This window comes from Bacteriovorax sp. As-1 (genome assembly GCF_058446905.1).
Genome location: NZ_CP184341.1, coordinates 2,327,342 through 2,344,601 on the forward strand (window position 1 = coordinate 2,327,342; position 17,260 = coordinate 2,344,601).

A 17,260-nucleotide genomic window follows, 5' to 3' on the forward strand; every position below is an offset into this window, starting at 1 on the left:
TTGATGAGGGTATTCTAGCCTAGATGCAGACACAAATCGAAGCATTTATTCTTACTGGAAGTAGTTTTGATCTGGAGAATCGCCAGATTTTAAAACTTTATGGACAGTCCAATCAAGGCTCATTTCTTGTCACGATTGATCAATTCCAGAATTATTTTTTTGTGGAAAGCAAAAATCCTACTTCTTACAGAAGTCTTGATGGACTTTGGGGGAGAAAGTCCTGTGTCACAATCAGGCCGATTTGAAATCAAAAAAACAAAAGTTTGAAAGTGATGGACTTAGGACTTTTGAGGCCGATGTTAAAGCGGTCGATCGCTTTTTGATGGACAAGCATATTTATGCTCAGGTGAAAATTGAGGGAGAGGCAAAAGTTGTCAACGGACTTTTAACTTTTAATAATCCTAAAATTACACCGGGAAATTACTATCCTGATTACAAAATTTTATCTTTTGATATTGAGACCGGCAGAGATGGAAAACTTCTTTCTCTTGCTTATAGTTTCCGTTCAAAAACACTGAATGAAGACCGCACTGTCGTTTTAGGTGAAGGAAAAAATACTCAAGATGTGCTTTTTTCCTTGAACGAGAAAGGACTGCTGCTTTTTTTCCAGGAAGCGATCACTCGATTAGACCCAGACATTATCACCGGATGGAACGTTATCGGATTTGACTTTCATTTTATTAATCAGAAATCAAAACAATTAAAAGTTCCGCTTTATATTGGCAGAGGCTCGCGCTCTCTTGACATGTTCCAAAACGCGCGTGGCGAATGGCAAGTGAACCTGGAAGGGCGAGTTGTTATCGACGGCCCTCGTGCTTTGAAGATGAACTTCTTTTCTTTTGAAAGTTTTAAGCTCAACAATGTAGCGAAAGAACTTTTAGGAGAAGCAAAAGACATTGATGAAGATGAGTCTTACGATAAGTGGGATGAAATCGAGAGACGCTTTCGCGAAGATAAAATGGCCCTTGCCCGCTACAACGTAAAAGATGCTGTTTTGGTTTTAGATATTTTTGAAAAAATTAAACTTATGGACCTGCTGTTAACCCGCTCTTATATTTCAGGGATGCTGATGGAGAGAATCGGGGGATCTGTGGCGGCCTTTGACCATTTTTATTTACCAGATTTACACGATGCCGGAGTTGTTGCTCCGAACGTAGATGATATTGGATGGGTCAGACAGGCCAAAGGTGGATTTGTTCTTAATCCAAAAGTTGGGATTCATCCCAATGTGTTGGTTATGGATTTTAAAAGTCTCTACCCGACAGTAATCAGGACTTTTTTAATTGATCCTCTTTCACGATTTCAGCGCCATATTGATCCGCTGAAAACTCCCGTCGGACTGACATTCTCGCGCACTCATCATATTTTGCCGGGAAAAATCACTGAACTCTTAGAGCGCAGGACTCAGGCAAAAAAAGAAAAAAATGCTAACCTTTCACAGGCCGTTAAAATCCTGATGAACAGTTTTTACGGAGTGATGGGATCAAGTGGCTGCCGTTTTTATCAGGAAGATTTACCTGACGGGATTACGGGAAGCGGGCAGTGGATTTTAAAAACAGTGATTGAGTTTTTGGAAGGAAAAGGATTTACCGTGCTTTATGGAGATACGGATTCACTTTTTGTTCAACTGCCAACTTATGACCACTACAGCGACCAGGCCAAAAAATTGGTGGCCGAGGTAAACACATTCCTTACGCAAAAACTAAAAGATGACTTTGATGTAGAGTCACATCTTGAAATTCAGTACGACAAATTTTTTAAGACACTGATTCTAACCAGCACCAGAAATATGGAAGAAGGGGCAAAAAAGCGTTATGCAGGTCTGGCGGAAAAAGAAGTAGATGGAAAAAAAGTAGAGGAAATCGTTCTTACTGGAATGGAGTACGTCCGTTCAGACTGGTCGCTTTTGGCCCGCAACTTTCAATACGAACTGGTCAGACGAGTCTTTTATGGAGAAGACATCCAGGAATACATCGATGATACCATGAAGAAACTCGAATCTCACGAGCTTGATGATCAGTTGGTTTTAAGCAAACGCCTTTCAAAACCTCTGTCTGAATATATAAAAAATGTTCCACCTCATGCACGCGCGGCCAAAATCCTTTTTGAAACCAAGGGGATTTTACAAAGGCGACCTCACTATGTGATGACGTTGAGAGGAGCGATTCCGGTGGAGCTTCCTCACGAAGATATTGATTACGACTATTACATCGACCGCCAGCTCGCTCCAATTGCCGATAGCATTCTGGGACTTTTTGGAAAAAGTTTTGAAGAAATGCGCGGCCCTCAGCTTTCCCTTTTTTGATCTTTCAGTTAGCATAGAGTTATGAAGCTAGTTCACGATTTAATGAGAAATGCCAAAGATGGTGCAAAGAATTTGTACAGAGGCGCTCTTTTGTTCCACGAGAAGAAGGGGACGACACTGGCTTCATCGTCGACTTTCTATGCATTGATTACGGTTATTCCTTTTTTACTTTTGACGGTTAGAGGTCTTGGGTACTTTTTAGGAAACATCAACCGTGTGCAGAAATACCTTTTCGTTCTCGGCGGACGCTTCTTTCCGGAAGTGGCACCACAATTTCTTCTGACTCTGCAAAATATGATTAAGGGACCGCTTTTTGCCGGAACTCAGTTCACAGTTTTAAACTTTTTTGTTTTAGCGGTGTCTACGATTACATTTTTAAATTCAATCTGGATGGGGATTTATTTCATCACGGAAGACAAAAGCATTCTTTCGATCTGGAGGATTCTAAAGGGATTCGTCATTATCGGAATTACTCTTTTGATGGTGATGCTCATTTTCATGTTGCCACCTGTAATTATTTATGTGGTGAAGTTTATCCAGACCAATATCATCACTCAGTTTTTCTATGAAAACTTTGATTTCCTTCGTCCGGTTCTGACTTTTATTAAGAAGATCAATTTAAGAAGATCATACTGGCTGAACTCGAGCTTCCTGCACATTACGATCATGATTGCTTACTTCACGGTGCTTTACCGCTGGTTGTTCTCATGGAAAATCCAGTTAAAAGAAGCTTTCATTGCCGCTTTGGCCTTTTCAACTTCGGTGTTTATTGGAAAATCCCTTTTCTGGATTTACATTTATTACGTTCGCGGAAGTTTGATGAGAAATTACGGTGACCTTTATACTTCGGTGATTGGAGTCATCTGGCTGTTCTATTTAATGTGCTTTTTCTTTTATGGGGCCTGTGTTTGTCATGTGTACCGCCAGAGAAGAGAGCTGGCCTCTCGCAAGTATTAAAGAGGATTTATGATAAGATTCATCATCAGACTTTATACAATTCTTCTTATGCTCGATGCGATCCTGAGCTTTTTTCCTGAGACAAACAGGTATCAGTGGAGACAAAAACTTAAGAAAATTTGTGATTATACATGTGATCCGGTTAGAAGATATATGCCTCAAGGGCTACCATTTGATCTCTCTCCCATTGTGGTGGTGTTTCTTCTCTACATCTTCGTCGAAATTTTTTCATTTCTCTGGTGAGAAAACTGCAGATAAAATCTTGTCATTAGATTGATTTTAATTTTACAATTATTACTGAGATTAAAAACCCTCCTTTCATAGGATTTGAATGGACCAAAATGATTTAAGTCTGGATTTACTTTTACAAGAAACGTTGGCGCTCTCTGAGTACCTGCGCTCAAATACACCTCAGAAAAATACAGACCCTGTTCAAACTTCTTTTTTACCGGAAGAAGATGACACTGATTATTTATTAGACCTGGCAGACAGTATGATCAGCGAAGAGGCGGAAGTCACGGCTTCGACCCCGGTATCATCTGAGATTCCTGAGTCGGTTACTCAAGTGGAAATTATTGCTCCTGCGGTTTCAATTTATCCAGAAACTCCGGGGATCATTTATAAGATCGACAATGGGCCAAGCACGTTTTGCGTGCGAGGGTATTCAGTCGCCAACATCAAAGAAGCTTTCCAGGAACTCGCGAACAGCGAATCAAGCAAAAGGCCTATTCTTAAACTTTCACGTGAGGATGATTTTTCACAGGTCATGTTTTTTGAGACCAGAAGTTTCGAGCTGGCCGAATCGGTGAGAGAGCAAATCATCAACCGTCGCTTTCCGCACCAGGAAGATGCTGTTTGCAACATCAGCGATCCAGGGTTTAGTTGGTGGATGGATGTGAGTGACGTTAATGAAAACGGGCACAAGCAAGGGCGTTTTGAAATTTTCTTCCGTTCTCATGGAATCAATCGTGCAGAAAAATACATTCAGCTTGGTCCTATCGGAGACGGGAGTGTCGCGGCCTTGAGAATGAATCAGGCGCGCACATTACTTCGCAGTTCATTTCCGATCAGCGAATTTTCTTGTGACGATAAAAGTTTTACGGTGGCTTCACAAAAGCCTGACCATTTAAGTTTTGTTTCTTTCAAGAATATTTTCTTAGAAGGTATCAACAATACTGAACTAGAAAATTTCCCTGACAATTCTATGGGGCGTACTCTGTTTTACTATTTCCACGAACTGGCCATTGTGCGCAAGTTTTGGATTGAAGTCAAAACCAAGCTCGGTTAAAATGAATTAAAACAACAGGATGTTTTGTTTTAGTTCCTTAACTACAGGATGTTTGCCTTGGAATTTTCATTTGATCGTTCAAGAGATGCCCATTTACGTACCCCTTCTCAAGCTGCGCCACAACCGCAAGCACAGCCTCAGTCACAAGCCGCTCAACCAGCGCAGAGTGCAGGCGTAAGACCGGGGCCGGATTTAAATACGGTTGATCCATCGACGATTGCCAATGAACGTTTAAGAAAAGCGATTGAAAGAAATCGTGCAAAACAAGCATCACGCCAAGAACCGCAAATGGCCGGAGCTCAAGCTGCGCCACAGGCCCAATACCAAGCTCCTCCTGTTCAACCACAACCGCAACCAGTTCAACCAATACAAGAAGAACATCAACAAGCTTCATTTTTTAATCAGCCAGTTGAAGAACAACCAAGACCATACGCTCGTCCTCAAACAATGCAAGCTGAAGCTCAAGTCGCAGAGGCGACTCCAATTTCTTCTGTTTCAGAAGAGTCGAGAAGGCCACGCGTGAGAGTAAGAGAGAACGTTTCAACAACGCCTCCACCTCCACCAGCTGGGACAAGTGTAGTGAGCCGTCGTTCAGTGGCAAAACCAGAAGATACAGAGTTTGTTCCAGTTAAACGTGGGACTCGCAAAGTTGCTTCACAAATTAGCTACACAACTTCATCGGCAACTTCTCGCAAGAAGCAAAAGAACCTGGATCCAAAATACGTTACATGGTTAGTGAAAGGTTCATGGATTTTCTGTGCACTAATGATTTTAAGACTGATCTTTGCAAATGGTGGAGTGACGGATTTCTATTCACAAAAAGGCACAGTGAATGAAAAGCTTGCAGAGCTGACAAATATTAAAAAAGAAAATATGCAGCTGGTTCGCGAGATCGAACGCATGAGATCAGATTCGGGCTTCCAGAAGAGACTGGTTCGCGACAATCTGGGCTTTATTGCGAGCGACGAGTTTTTAGTACTATTTCCGAAAGAGAGATAGGACTAATCCATTTTAGTTTATCCCCAACCTTAAGTTTTTTGGAAAAAGGCGAGCCGCCTTTAGTCTCGAGGACAAATTGCGCTTCGTAAGATTTGGTGCGGTAAATAACTGGTGGCTCGGCAAGCCCTGGATGAAACGGCACATCCTTTTCAATCCCCACGACTTTTAGTTGTGAGTCTAAAAAAACAATATCCAGTTTGAAGTAGGTATCGGGCATCCAAAAACGACGTGTCCCCATGGAATCATTAACAAAAAGCATCGCTTCCGTTGCGGGAAAATCAGCATCTTTAATTCCACTAAGGCCATGTTGGTGTTCTGCTCTAGTTAAGGCCAGGCGCACAGTCACTTTTTTATTCTCAGGATTGGCCATTTGGTAAGTGACATTTGACCACGCTATCATAGGCAAAAGCGCAGTGAGGAGTGCGAAATTTTTAATGAGCTTTGAAGCCTTTTGATATATAGTGATCATTAGCATTCCTGGGAATAGTTTCCAGTGAATTGTCTCTAAAACTGAAGGAGAATGCAAATGTCTAGCTCGAAAATCCACGGACTCTTAAGAACTCATCACTGTGGAGAGTTACGAGATTCGGACGTGGGCTCTACAGTTGTTCTATGCGGATGGGTTAACAAATACAGAAACCTTGGCTCACTTCATTTTATCGACCTGCGCGATAAATACGGTGTGACACAACTTGGGTTTGTTAATTTTAAAGGCAACATCGAAGACTTAAAAAAATGTTCACTTGAATCTGTTATCCTGGCAAAAGGTGTTGTTCAAGCGCGTCCTAAAGAAGCGCAAAATGCACAGATGGATACAGGGATGGTTGAAGTGCAAGTTGAAGAGCTGACACTTCTTTCGAAATCAGATATTGACTCAATTCCATTTTTACCATTTGGTGCAGTGGAAGCGACAGAAGATCTTCGTCTTAAATACAGATACCTGGATTTAAGAACGAAAAAGCTTCAGGACATTTTAAAACTTAGATCAAAAACAATGAACACGATTCGTGGTCTTCTTTCTGATTTAGATTTCATCGAAGTTGAAACTCCGATACTTTATAAGTCGACTCCAGAAGGAGCGCGTGACTACATTGTTCCTTCACGTGTTCACCCTGGACAGGTTTACGCTCTTCCACAATCACCACAAACGCTTAAGCAGCTTTTAATGATTGGTGGAACAGATAAGTATTTCCAAATCTGCCGTTGTTTCCGCGATGAAGACTTACGTGCAGACCGCCAGCCGGAATTCTCTCAGGTGGATATTGAGGTTTCATTTGCCACTCAAGAGTACATGAAAAACTTAGTTGAAAAGATTTTAAAAGCGGTTTTCAAAAAAGATGACAGCTTCAAACTTCAGACGATGAAGTATGTAGATGCGATGAACCTATATGGATGTGATAAACCAGATTTACGTTTTGGTTTAAAACAAATGATTGTGACTGACGTTTTCAAAGGATCAGATTTCGCAACATTTGCTTCTGTTGGCGACAACGGCGGTATTATTAAGGCGATGTTTGTTCCCGAAGCGATGGGGCAGTTCACACGTAAAGACACTGATGGATTTGTTGAAATCGTCAAACCTTACGGTGGTAAAGGTGTGGCCTTCTACAAGCTTTCAAAAGGTGAGAGATCAACTGGGATTTCTAAATTCATTACGCCAGAGATTGAAGCGAAGCTTTTTGCACTATCAGAAGAAAAAGGTGACGGAACTTGGTTATTCTTTGCAGACAACAACCACTCAGTGGCGCACGCAAGTGCAGATGCTCTTAGAAGAAACCTTGGGCATAAACTAAACCTAATTGGGAAAGAAGATGCTTTCCTATGGTTATACGACTTCCCACTTTTAGAGTGGAGCGAAGGGGAAAACGGAGCACCAGGACGATTCACGGCAGCTCACCACCCGTTCACAATGCCATCTCGTGAGAAAATGGATATCTTCATGAACTCCGATCATACAGATCCAAATGGGCCACTTAGAACATTAACAGCTGAAGCGTACGACGTTGTTTGTAACGGATACGAAATCGGTGGTGGATCGGTGAGAATTTTCGACAATGCTGTTCAAGATAGAATGTTCAAAGTTCTAGGGTTTACTCCGGAAGAAACAAAAGCACAGTTTGGTTTCTTTATTGAGGCCCTAAAATACGGTGTTCCTCCGCACGCTGGCCTTGCTTTTGGTCTGGATAGATTGATTATGATTTTAACTGGTACAGACTCAATTAGAGATGTTATCGCTTTCCCTAAGACAGCGTCAGCGAGTGATTTAATGTCACAAGCTCCGTCTCGCCCAAGCGAAGCGCAGTTAAAAGAACTTCATTTCAATTGGACAACGAAAGCTTAAAGCAGAAACGCTTTTACTGAATCAACAATACTTCGAGAGTTGTACGGCTTCTTCAAATAGCCGTCAGCTCTCAAGTCCTTAACCTTCCCTGAAATATCATCTGAACCTGAAGCAATAACTACCTTGAACTTTTCGCGGTCTGCTCGGTTGTTCAAAAGAGGAATCAGCTCTGATCCTGACATTTTGGGCAAGAAGAGATCAACCAGGATTAGATCCGGGATGGAGTTCTCTTTTAAATGCTCAAGTAATTCTTCGGCCGTCTCCATGAAATGGACATCAAGTCTTTGGTTGCGAAGAATCGCTTCAAGTAAATCTCTTAAATCCGGATCATCCTCAACAATCGCAACTTTTCTTTCCTGGATTTCGTCGCTTACTTCATCGTTAATGAGTTTGAGGATGGTTTGGATGAGTTCATTGGCATTGATTGGTTTCGGTAAAAATCCCGAGAACCCAAAGTTCAATGCCCTCATACGCTCTTCCTTCATCGCGTGTGCAGTGAGTGCAATGATTGGCAGAGTTTTTCCGGATTGTTTGATTCTCTTGGTGACTTCATAGCCGTTCATGAGCGGCATCTGGATGTCCATCAGGATGAGATCAAAGTGATTCTCCAATGCTGTTTTAATTCCCTGATAAGGGTCACTGATGGTGGTCACATTCGCGCCAACATCACTTAAAATCACATTGATTAATGTTAAGTTGTCTTCCAAATCGTCGATGACCAGGATGTTTGTTCCTTTAAGTGCGGTTTTATTGGCAAACTTTTCGGAAGGTTTATAGAAATGTGAGCGAGGCTCACTAAAAAATTTTGTATCATCAACAACATCAACTTTCATGGTGGCCACGAATGTACTACCGACACCCAGCTGACTTCGTTGCAGATAGAATTCACCATTCATAGACTCACATAAACGTTTTGTCAGAATCAGGCCAAGACCTGTTCCACCATATTTTCGCGTGGTCGAAACATCGGCCTGAGTAAATGGCTGGAAGAGTTGAGTGGCCTGCTGCTCAGAAATCCCGACACCGGAATCGATGATAGAGAATTTCAAGCGAGAGTTGCAGAAACCGACTTGCAGTTCAACAGTTCCTTTCATCGTAAACTTAATGGCATTACCGACGGCATTCATAAGAATTTGCTTAATGCGGGTCGGATCAGATTTGATGATTTCCGGAAGTTCATTCATCGCTTTAATTTCAAAACGAATCCCGTTTTCCTGTGCTCTAAATTCCATTAAAGAGGCAACATCAGCTAAAAGCTCCGGCAGATTCATATCGATTTTTTCAATCACTAGTTTTCCGGCCTCGACTTTTGAAAGATCGAGAATATCGTCTATAATTCGAAGAAGTTGCTCAGAGTTTTTCTCCGCAATCGAAATGTATTTGTTTAATTCAGATTGTGAAAGGTCCGGGTTTCTCATCAGGTTTACAAACCCCATGATTGATCCCAAAGGAGTTCTAATTTCGTGACTCATATTGGCCAGGAAAGCACTCTTGGCATGGTTGGCACTTTCAGCAAGCTGTTTAGAAGACTTAACTTCATCAAGAACAGCTTCAAGCTTTTGAGAAAGTACTTTTTGTTCGTGAATATCAGTGTTGGTTCCAATCCACTTTTTAATGTTGCCATTTTCATCACGCATTGGAAGTGCGCGCGCCAGAAACCATCTGTATTGTCCTTCATTCCCGCGCAGGCGAAACTCAATCTGGTAAGGAGTCCCATTGGTGATTGATTCTTTCCAGGAAAGAGCGATTTGTTTGATATCGTCTGGATGATGAAAGAGATACCATCCTTTTCCTAAACCTTCCTGGGCTGAAGCCCCGGTGTAATCTTCCCATCTCTCATTGAAATAAATGATATCTCCTTGAGGATTAGCGGTGAAAATAATTTGCGGCATAACTTCAGCGAGTGCGCGGAATTCTGTTTCACTTTCCTGAATATGTTTTCTGGCTTGAACTTTTTCAGTAACGTCTGTCGCAAAAACAAAAATCCCATAAGGGTTTCCACTTCCATCAGACATTCTTTTATAAGTGATGTCCGCGTATTGTGAATGATCTTTTCCTTTGTTGGCAAAAGCAGAGAAGATGGTTCTTGCTTCTTTGACTGAATAACTTTCACCGGTTTCAAACACGTCTTTCATTTTTGTGAAAAATTCAGGACGCGTATGCAGCTCTGGCAGTGCTTCTAAAATAGGAAGACCAATCACCGAGCGGTGATCAATCATCTTAGAATACTCTTCATTGATTTTTTCAAAAATAAAACTCGGCCCCTTTAAGATGGCCATCGCAGCAGGTGTGCTATTAAAGAGTGTTTCGAATTTTTGTCTTTCAGATTCTACGGTTTGATGGGCGATCGAGAGCTCATTGGCCAGGGTGGCGAGCGCTTCTGTGCGTTCTGAATTTTCCTGCTCCATTTGCATCATATGCGATGAGTCCCTATTCAATAAGTTACATTTAGGTGAAAAGTATATCTCTAAATTTTATTTACCGTCCTCATTTTTTTGGGATTTTTGCCACTATTTTTGAGGAAAAATTGGTTTGTAAACCTCTGATTGAATAGAGTTTTAAGGGGTTAGGAAGGTATTTAGATTGCATTAAGTTAGAGGGGGTGTCTTGCGTCTAAAAACAGATGGCAAAACATTGATTTGAGGAAAAAAATGACTATAGCTTGTCTTTATCACTTTATCATTCCTATCGATTTTATCGAAAACCTAAAAGGTGCGATATTTAATCAGGGAAAAGATAAAAGAGCTTTCAGGGATTGATGGTTGGAGGAAAAATGAGCGGATTATTATTAGGATTAATTGGTGGTGGAGTTTCTGGTTTAGCAACGACACTCGGTGGTGCTCCGATCCTAATCAAAGATTCTAAAATTGGGAAGGTTCTAAAAAACATTAATATGGATTTTGTTACTGGATTAATGCTTTCGGCAGCGGCCTTCTCTTTGATCTGGCCAGCATATGAGAGAGTTTATTTCAGTGCAGAGAGATACTTCCAGTTCTTAATAGTGAGCTGTGCCTTAGTTGGGGGAGTGATCTTTATCAAGTCCGTAGGGAAATTTTTAGAGTATCTTTTAAGGCATAACGAGAACGCTCGTGAAAATAAAAAGGCCATGCTGTTCGTTATCGCGATGATGGTGCACAATTTTCCGGAAGGGCTGGCCTCTGGGGCATCAATGACTTTACCAGGATCTCAAGGTGTGTCTCTTCTGAGTGCGATTGCTATGCAGAACATTCCTGAGGGATTCACGACAGCGCTTAGCTTTATTACTCTTGGAGTAAACCCAGTTATGGCCTTCTTCGGCAATATGTTGACTGGTGTCGTTGAGTTAGTTGGCGGGATTGTCGGAGGATATATGAGTTCACAAATTGATGGTGTGCTTCCGATTCTAATGGCCTTCGCTGGTGGAGCAATGATGAGTGTGGTTCTTGGAGAGCTCGCTGATAAATTGAAAGAAGGAAGTTATCGCTTCCTGATGAGACCAAGCTTTTTAAGCGGAATGGCTTTAGTAATTATCTTTAATAGCTTATAATACAACCAACTAATAACAACGATGGGAGAATACTTGTTATGAAAACTAAAATTGATATTGGAATTGATGAAAAAAATCGCGTTGAAATTGCCAATGGTCTATCAAGACTTCTGGCTGATACTTACACTCTTTATTTAAAGACTCACAACTATCACTGGAACGTAACTGGTCCAATGTTTCAAACTCTTCACACGATGTTTGAAGGGCAGTACAACGAACTAGCTCTAGCCGTCGATGAAGTGGCAGAAAGAATCAGAGCTCTTGGCGTGAAAGCTCCAGGGACATACACTGAGTTCTCAAAGCTTTCTTCAATTAAAGAAACTCATGGAGACCTGAGCGCTCAGCAAATGATTGCTGAACTGGTAGCTGGTCAAGAGGCAGTGGTAAGAACTGCACGCAGTATCTTCCCGGTTGTTGATGAGTCAAATGACCAACCAACAGCTGACCTTCTCACAAGAAGAATGGAAGCTCATGAGAAGACAGCGTGGATGTTAAGATCAATGCTTGAGTAATCACAAAAATAAAAAGCCTCCTTTTCGGAGGCTTTTTTGTTTCTTGGGCCGGATGAAATTATGTTTTTACTAAGATCACCAAGACTAGAAATAAACTTCTGTTTATCTCTCCAGTATTAAGCAGCTTCTTTTTCGTCGTAGTATGATTTATCAATTGTCGCTTCAGCGTCACCAGCTTCAACTAGTGCCAGTTCAAATTCAGTACCAGCATCTTTATCTGGCGTATCCAGCGAGACATGCGTTCCAGAAAAAACATCAGCTAAGCTCTTTTGATCTTTTCTAATATAAGAAAGAGCAAAGAGAAAAGAGCCAAACATCGCACATGTAAAATAGGCCAGGGCGCGCGACATCGACTGCCACAGTGTCAGTTCACTTTTATCAGCGTTTTCAACTTTAAGACCCATCAGGGTTTTACCCATCGTGCGTCCGTTTGTGACGTAGTAAAACAGCGAGAAATAAGCAAAGGTTAGTGACATCAAAGAGATTGAAGACATAACACCCATTTTGTTGATGAGAAATAATTGCATTCTCATTGGAAAGTGAAAAAACACTGTCTGCACGAAGTGGGTGAAAGCGGCCATTAAAAAATAGTTGGAAACAACGATGATTGAAAGATCGGCAGTGAATGCGTAAACGCGCTTTTTTAATACTGACACATCTTGAATCATGCTTTCCTCCTCTGATAGCACCTTACTTTCTTATCGAAAAAAGGCGCTAAAAGATGAGAAAAAGATTACTGAATTTCTAGATTTTTCTTCATTTCATTGAGCTTTAGAAGGGCATCAATTGGAGTCATTCTCATAACGTCCAGCTTTTGCAGGTCGGCTTCCAGCTGTTTTAGGTGCTCAGGGATTTCTACTTCGGCAATAATGCCATCAAAGAAGCATAGCTGAGCGTTCTTGTTTGGTTTTAAATTAGCAGCACTCATGGCCTCGGCCGGAGGTGCAATCGGAGTCGTGTGGTTCTTTTCCAGCTGGTGAAGGATCTCTTCCGAGCGGGCAAGAACAGATGCTGGAAGACCTGCTAGTTTAGCAACGTAAATCCCAAAACTTTGTGAAGCAGGTTTTTCAATCAAGCGGTAAAGGAACTGAACATTGCCGTTGTGATTGATAGTTTCAACTGTCAGGTTTTTTGCAGTCTGGTAACCATGAACGACATCAATAAGTTCGTGGTAGTGAGTGGCAAAAAGAGTGAGTGCTTTTGTTTTTTCAATGAAGTGTTCAACTAGTCCCCAGGCAATTGAAAGACCATCGTATGTTGATGTACCTCTTCCAACTTCATCCAGGATGATAAGTGATTTTGAACTTGCGTGGCGAAGAATTTCAGCTGTCTCGGCCATTTCCACCATGAATGTCGACTGACCTTTTAAGATGTCATCACTTGCACCAAGGCGGCTGAAAAGGAAATCACAAAGCCCAAGCTCTGCTGATTTCGCCGGAACAAATGATCCGATCTGCGCTAGTAGTTGAATGATGGCCACTTCTCTCATAACCGTTGTCTTACCGGCCATGTTGGGACCGGTGATTAAACCAAAGTACGCGTCCTGATTTAAATTTAAATCGTGGCAAACGAATTGGTCTTTGATCAAAGATTTAATCAGTGGGTGAAAGCCTTGCTTGATATTGAGAACTTGCTTTTTCTCGTTGATATTTGGGCGTGTGAATCCTTCGGAAAGAGCAATGGCCGCCAGACCCTGAAAAGAGTCGATGAAAGCAATGTGCTCACTCATTAAAAGTACTGAGTGATTCATGTCCGCAACACTCTGGATAAGCGCTTTAAAGATTTCTCTTTCAAGTTTTTCCAGTTTTGTTTGTGCCGTGATTGTATCTTTTTCCAATTGAATCAGATCAGGAGTCGTGTAGCGTTCAGCGTTTACTAGCGTCTGTCTTCTTTCAAAATATTTTGGAACTTTAACAGTGCTTCCTTTCGAAACTTCGATAAAGAATCCGGAAACGTTGTTTGATTTAATTCTTAATTTTAGAATGCCGGTTTCATCTTTTAGACGGTTTTCCATCTTCAATAATTCTTCGGCCACATTCAGGTGAAGTTTGGCCAAGCGGTCGCGGTCTTTATTGACGCCCTCTTTGATCAGGTTTCCTTTTTCAAGACTTGCCCCGATTTCATCATTTAGAGTGTTGGTGATGTCTTCAGCAATCGCACTTAGTTTTTTGATTTCAGCTGTAGCTAATACCGCTTTGATTGGAAGAGTCTTCACGTCTTTTAAAATTTGCGTGTACGAGTTAATCGCGGTGGCCAGGTTTAAAAGATCTGAAGCAGAGCCTTTGTTCATTGAGATTTTAGCCAGGATGCGCTCGATATCGCGGATCTTTGAAAGTTCAACTTTGAGGTCTTTAATTAGTGAATCGTTGTCAGTTAGTGCTGTCACGATGTCTAAACGCTCAGTAATAGCGTTCATATCAAAAAGGGGATTTGAAAACAGAGAGCGAAGGTATCTAGCACCCATTGCTGTTTCTGTTTTATCAAAGAATCCTAAAAGTGATTCACGGTATGTCTCGCGCGACTTTGGAAGGATTTCCAGACCCACTAAAGTAGGAAGGGTCACTTTCATTACGTTCGCTTGTGAAGTCATCTTAAACGGACGGATGTGAATGAAATTCTCTAAAAGTTGAGTCGAGCAAACGTAGTAGGCAAGAGCTCCAATTGGATTTAAAACGTCTTCATCAAGTTTGATGATTTTATCACGCTTAAATCCCGGAATGATTTTTTCAATGTAGATATCAGTGAACTTTGGATTGAAGTATTCTTCTGATAGGTGAGTTTTTAAAACATCGTAGTGATTTAGAATCGCTTCAATGTCTTTAGCTTCCTGGCCTTCATTCCACTGACCCATGAATGTGATGAACTCGCGAGGAGCAAGCATGCGCAGGTTCTCAACGAACTCTTCGAAGTTGTCGTGTTTATATCCACTGAAATCTCCAGTGGTGAAGTCGAGAGCGACTAAATAGTACTTCGCATTTTTTTTGAACGCACTCACCATAAAGCGGTGATCATGTCCTTGAGTTTTTTCCAGGTCAAAAGGCATTCCGGGAGAAACAACCTGAGTGACTCCACGTTTAACAATTCCAACGGCATCTTTTGGATCCTGGATTTGTTCGCAAATGGCCACTTTTAAACCACGGTTAGTGATGCGGTCGATATAAACAGGAGCTGCGTGGTGCGGGATTCCCGCCATTGGGATTGGTGTGTCGCCAATCTTTCCACGGTGAGTAAGTGTTATGTTTAAAAGGCGTGCAGTTGTTTTTGCGTCCTCAAAAAAAACTTCGTAGAAGTCGCCCATTCTAAAAAGAAGAAGTGTATCTGGATAATTTTTTTTGATTTGAAAATACTGATCCATCATCGGAGTCAGTTTTGTCCCGGAATCAACAATAGCTTGCAAGTCTTTCAATGACACAAAACAACCTTGTTTAAAGCTTGATTAATATGCTCAAGTGTACCTGAAATTAAGCACATTTAGCAAGGAATGTAAGAGCTGATTTGAAAAAATAAATGCTTAATTTTATAAGGATTTAGGCCAAGAAATGCGATAAGATATGTGGTGGGGGAATACGCTTGAAACTAGGCCAATATACAATCATCGCATTTTTCATTTTGATTACCGCGGGGCTTTCGGTTTATTCTTGGGTTGGTCACTTTGATGAGAGTGAAAATAACTCCGCCGAAAAAAGTTCTGAACCGGTAAAAAATAAAGACAGTGATGAGAGTTATTTTAAAGTTGTAGATTACTATTTGCTCGATGGTGGAAAACCATTTTTACAATTAGAGGCAAGTGAATTGACAATTTCAGCACAAAACACCGTCGTCATTGGATTTAATCCCAATGGTGTCATCTATCGCAGAAACCAGAAAGGTTTCGAAGAAGAACCTATTTTTTTTAGTGCTAAAAATTCACGCGGATTAATGACTAATAATGAACTTTATTTGGAAGACACCGTTGATGTAAAAGTCGGCACCTCAAATTTAAAATCAGATAAGATGAATATTTACAGCGGTGGTAAGCACATGGAAGCCACTGGCAATGTAAAGACAAATAGCCTTGATGCTAAAACAAAAGACCGGCTCTCAATCACTTCCGACTTTGCCGTGTACCGTCCGGAGCAGGAGTTCTTTGAATACCAAAAGAATGTCAGAGGCCTGGTTCAGCGAGCGCGCCAATATGAAGAAAATGTGACTTTTAAAACAGATTTGTTGACCCTCTCTGGCCCGGAAAGCCTGGTGGAGATGAAGGGAAATGTGGCCTTTAAAAAAGGGAACTTAGACGCCTCATCTAATAAAGGCACGGTATTCCTGGAAAACTATAATAAAAAACTCAAGTATTACTCACTTTCTGACGATGTGAGATTACAGGAGACTCTAACCATGGACGGAAAACCGTTGGTTAGAAAGGCTTTTGCCGAGAAACTTGAAGGGTTTATTAGTGAGAAACGCGTAGTGCTCACAGGACTTCCAAAAGTGTTTCAAGGCAGGGATGTTATCAAAGGAAACCGTATCATCATTCGCGAGAATATTGAGACAGTTGAGGTTGACGACGCCAATACAAACATCACATTGGAACGTGAGAAGGAAAAACTTTAATGGATGAAGTGAAATTAGAAGCCTTTGATTTAAAGAAAACTTACGGCGGAAGAACAGTAGTTAAAGGCGTAAGTTTAGAAGTGGCCCAGGGTGAGATTGTAGGACTTTTAGGGCCAAACGGTGCGGGTAAAACCACAACGTTTTATATGATGGTAGGTCTGGTGAGAGCAGACGAAGGCAAGATTCAGATGAGTGAAAAAGATGTGACGAAAGAACCGATTCACATCAGAGCACTAAACGGAATCGGCTATCTTCCTCAGGAAGCTTCGGTGTTTAGAGACTTATCGATTGAAGAGAATATTTTAGCAGTACTGGAAAACAGATCGATGAGTAGACGTGAAAGAATGACTGCCATGGAAGACTTGATCCAGGACTTTAAATTAAACCACGTGAGGAAATCGAAAGGATCGGCCCTTTCAGGTGGAGAAAGAAGACGCGTGGAGATTGCCAGAACGCTGGCGCTTGAGCCGAAGTTTGTTCTTCTTGATGAACCGTTTGCAGGGGTTGACCCATTAGCAGTAGCTGATATTCAACAACTGATTCACGGGCTGAAGAAGAGAAATATTGGAGTATTGATCACTGATCACAACGTTCGCGAAACATTAGGAATTGTGGATCGCGCTTACATTATGAACAGTGGAGAATTATTAGTTAGCGGAACACCGAACGAATTAATTAACGATGAAAGAGCAAGGAAGTTCTATTTAGGAGAAGAATTCAGGATGTAATTCAAATGGGC

At 41.4% G+C, this 17,260-nt stretch carries 15 protein-coding genes; 11 read left to right on the forward strand and 4 right to left on the reverse strand.

What is annotated here, in order from left to right; translation table 11 throughout:
- The first annotated feature begins 23 nt into the window (after positions 1-23).
- The 6 genes from ACN20O_RS11675 (at position 24) to ACN20O_RS11700 (ending at position 5,549) form a co-directional block, all read left to right on the forward strand.
- Complete coding sequence (locus tag ACN20O_RS11675) at positions 24-245, forward strand: hypothetical protein (RefSeq protein ID WP_491634104.1); 222 nt, start codon at positions 24-26, stop codon at positions 243-245.
- Entirely contained in the window at positions 242-2,305 is a 2,064-nt protein-coding gene (locus tag ACN20O_RS11680; RefSeq protein ID WP_491634105.1) for a DNA polymerase II, read from the forward strand. Before ACN20O_RS11675 ends, ACN20O_RS11680 begins: the two co-directional genes overlap by 4 nt.
- 21 nt (positions 2,306-2,326) lie before the next feature.
- Positions 2,327-3,262, forward strand: coding sequence for a YihY/virulence factor BrkB family protein (locus tag ACN20O_RS11685; protein WP_491634106.1), 936 nt, complete (start codon positions 2,327-2,329; stop codon positions 3,260-3,262).
- A 9-nt stretch (positions 3,263-3,271) separates the two neighbouring features.
- Positions 3,272-3,505: a YggT family protein gene (locus ACN20O_RS11690; protein ID WP_491634107.1), complete on the forward strand. Its 234-nt coding sequence runs from the start codon at positions 3,272-3,274 to the stop codon at positions 3,503-3,505.
- Between the two features lie 88 nt (positions 3,506-3,593).
- A complete protein-coding gene (locus tag ACN20O_RS11695) occupies positions 3,594-4,550 on the forward strand; it encodes a hypothetical protein (RefSeq protein ID WP_491634108.1) in 957 nt (318 codons plus the stop codon).
- A 57-nt stretch (positions 4,551-4,607) separates the two neighbouring features.
- Positions 4,608-5,549: an FtsB family cell division protein gene (locus tag ACN20O_RS11700; protein WP_491634109.1), complete on the forward strand. Its 942-nt coding sequence runs from the start codon at positions 4,608-4,610 to the stop codon at positions 5,547-5,549.
- Here ACN20O_RS11700 and ACN20O_RS11705 read toward each other — a convergent pair.
- Positions 5,503-6,024, reverse strand: coding sequence for a DUF192 domain-containing protein (locus ACN20O_RS11705; protein WP_491634110.1), 522 nt, complete (start codon positions 6,022-6,024; stop codon positions 5,503-5,505). The two genes, ACN20O_RS11700 and ACN20O_RS11705, sit on opposite strands and share 47 nt — an antisense overlap.
- 51 nt (positions 6,025-6,075) lie before the next feature.
- Between ACN20O_RS11705 and aspS the strand changes: the two genes are divergently transcribed.
- The gene (aspS, locus tag ACN20O_RS11710; protein ID WP_491634111.1) at positions 6,076-7,890 is read left to right on the forward strand and encodes an aspartate--tRNA ligase; all 1,815 of its coding nucleotides are present in this window, start codon (positions 6,076-6,078) and stop codon (positions 7,888-7,890) included.
- Here aspS and ACN20O_RS11715 read toward each other — a convergent pair.
- Positions 7,887-10,307, reverse strand: coding sequence for a response regulator (locus tag ACN20O_RS11715; protein ID WP_491634112.1), 2,421 nt, complete (start codon positions 10,305-10,307; stop codon positions 7,887-7,889). The genes aspS and ACN20O_RS11715 overlap by 4 nt on opposite strands.
- Positions 10,308-10,663: 356 nt before the next feature.
- On the opposite strand from ACN20O_RS11715, the gene ACN20O_RS11720 reads away from it, so the two are divergent.
- Both ACN20O_RS11720 and ACN20O_RS11725 read left to right on the forward strand, forming a co-directional pair.
- The gene (locus ACN20O_RS11720; RefSeq protein ID WP_491634113.1) at positions 10,664-11,416 is read left to right on the forward strand and encodes a ZIP family metal transporter; all 753 of its coding nucleotides are present in this window, start codon (positions 10,664-10,666) and stop codon (positions 11,414-11,416) included.
- A 38-nt stretch (positions 11,417-11,454) separates the two neighbouring features.
- Complete coding sequence (locus ACN20O_RS11725; protein ID WP_491634114.1) at positions 11,455-11,928, forward strand: Dps family protein; 474 nt, start codon at positions 11,455-11,457, stop codon at positions 11,926-11,928.
- A 116-nt stretch (positions 11,929-12,044) separates the two neighbouring features.
- On the opposite strand, the gene ACN20O_RS11730 is transcribed toward ACN20O_RS11725, so the two are convergent.
- The gene (locus ACN20O_RS11730; RefSeq protein WP_491634115.1) at positions 12,045-12,596 is read right to left on the reverse strand and encodes an RDD family protein; all 552 of its coding nucleotides are present in this window, start codon (positions 12,594-12,596) and stop codon (positions 12,045-12,047) included.
- Positions 12,597-12,661: 65 nt separating this feature from the next.
- Positions 12,662-15,340: a DNA mismatch repair protein MutS gene (gene mutS, locus ACN20O_RS11735; protein WP_491634116.1), complete on the reverse strand. Its 2,679-nt coding sequence runs from the start codon at positions 15,338-15,340 to the stop codon at positions 12,662-12,664.
- Positions 15,341-15,498: 158 nt separating this feature from the next.
- Between mutS and ACN20O_RS11740 the strand changes: the two genes are divergently transcribed.
- Both ACN20O_RS11740 and lptB read left to right on the forward strand, forming a co-directional pair.
- Positions 15,499-16,521, forward strand: a complete 1,023-nt coding sequence (locus ACN20O_RS11740; RefSeq protein WP_491634117.1) for an LptA/OstA family protein — start codon at positions 15,499-15,501, stop codon at positions 16,519-16,521.
- A complete protein-coding gene (lptB, locus tag ACN20O_RS11745) occupies positions 16,521-17,249 on the forward strand; it encodes an LPS export ABC transporter ATP-binding protein (protein WP_491634118.1) in 729 nt (242 codons plus the stop codon). The genes ACN20O_RS11740 and lptB overlap by 1 nt, the downstream gene beginning before the upstream one ends.
- The last annotated feature ends 11 nt before the right edge of the window (positions 17,250-17,260 follow it).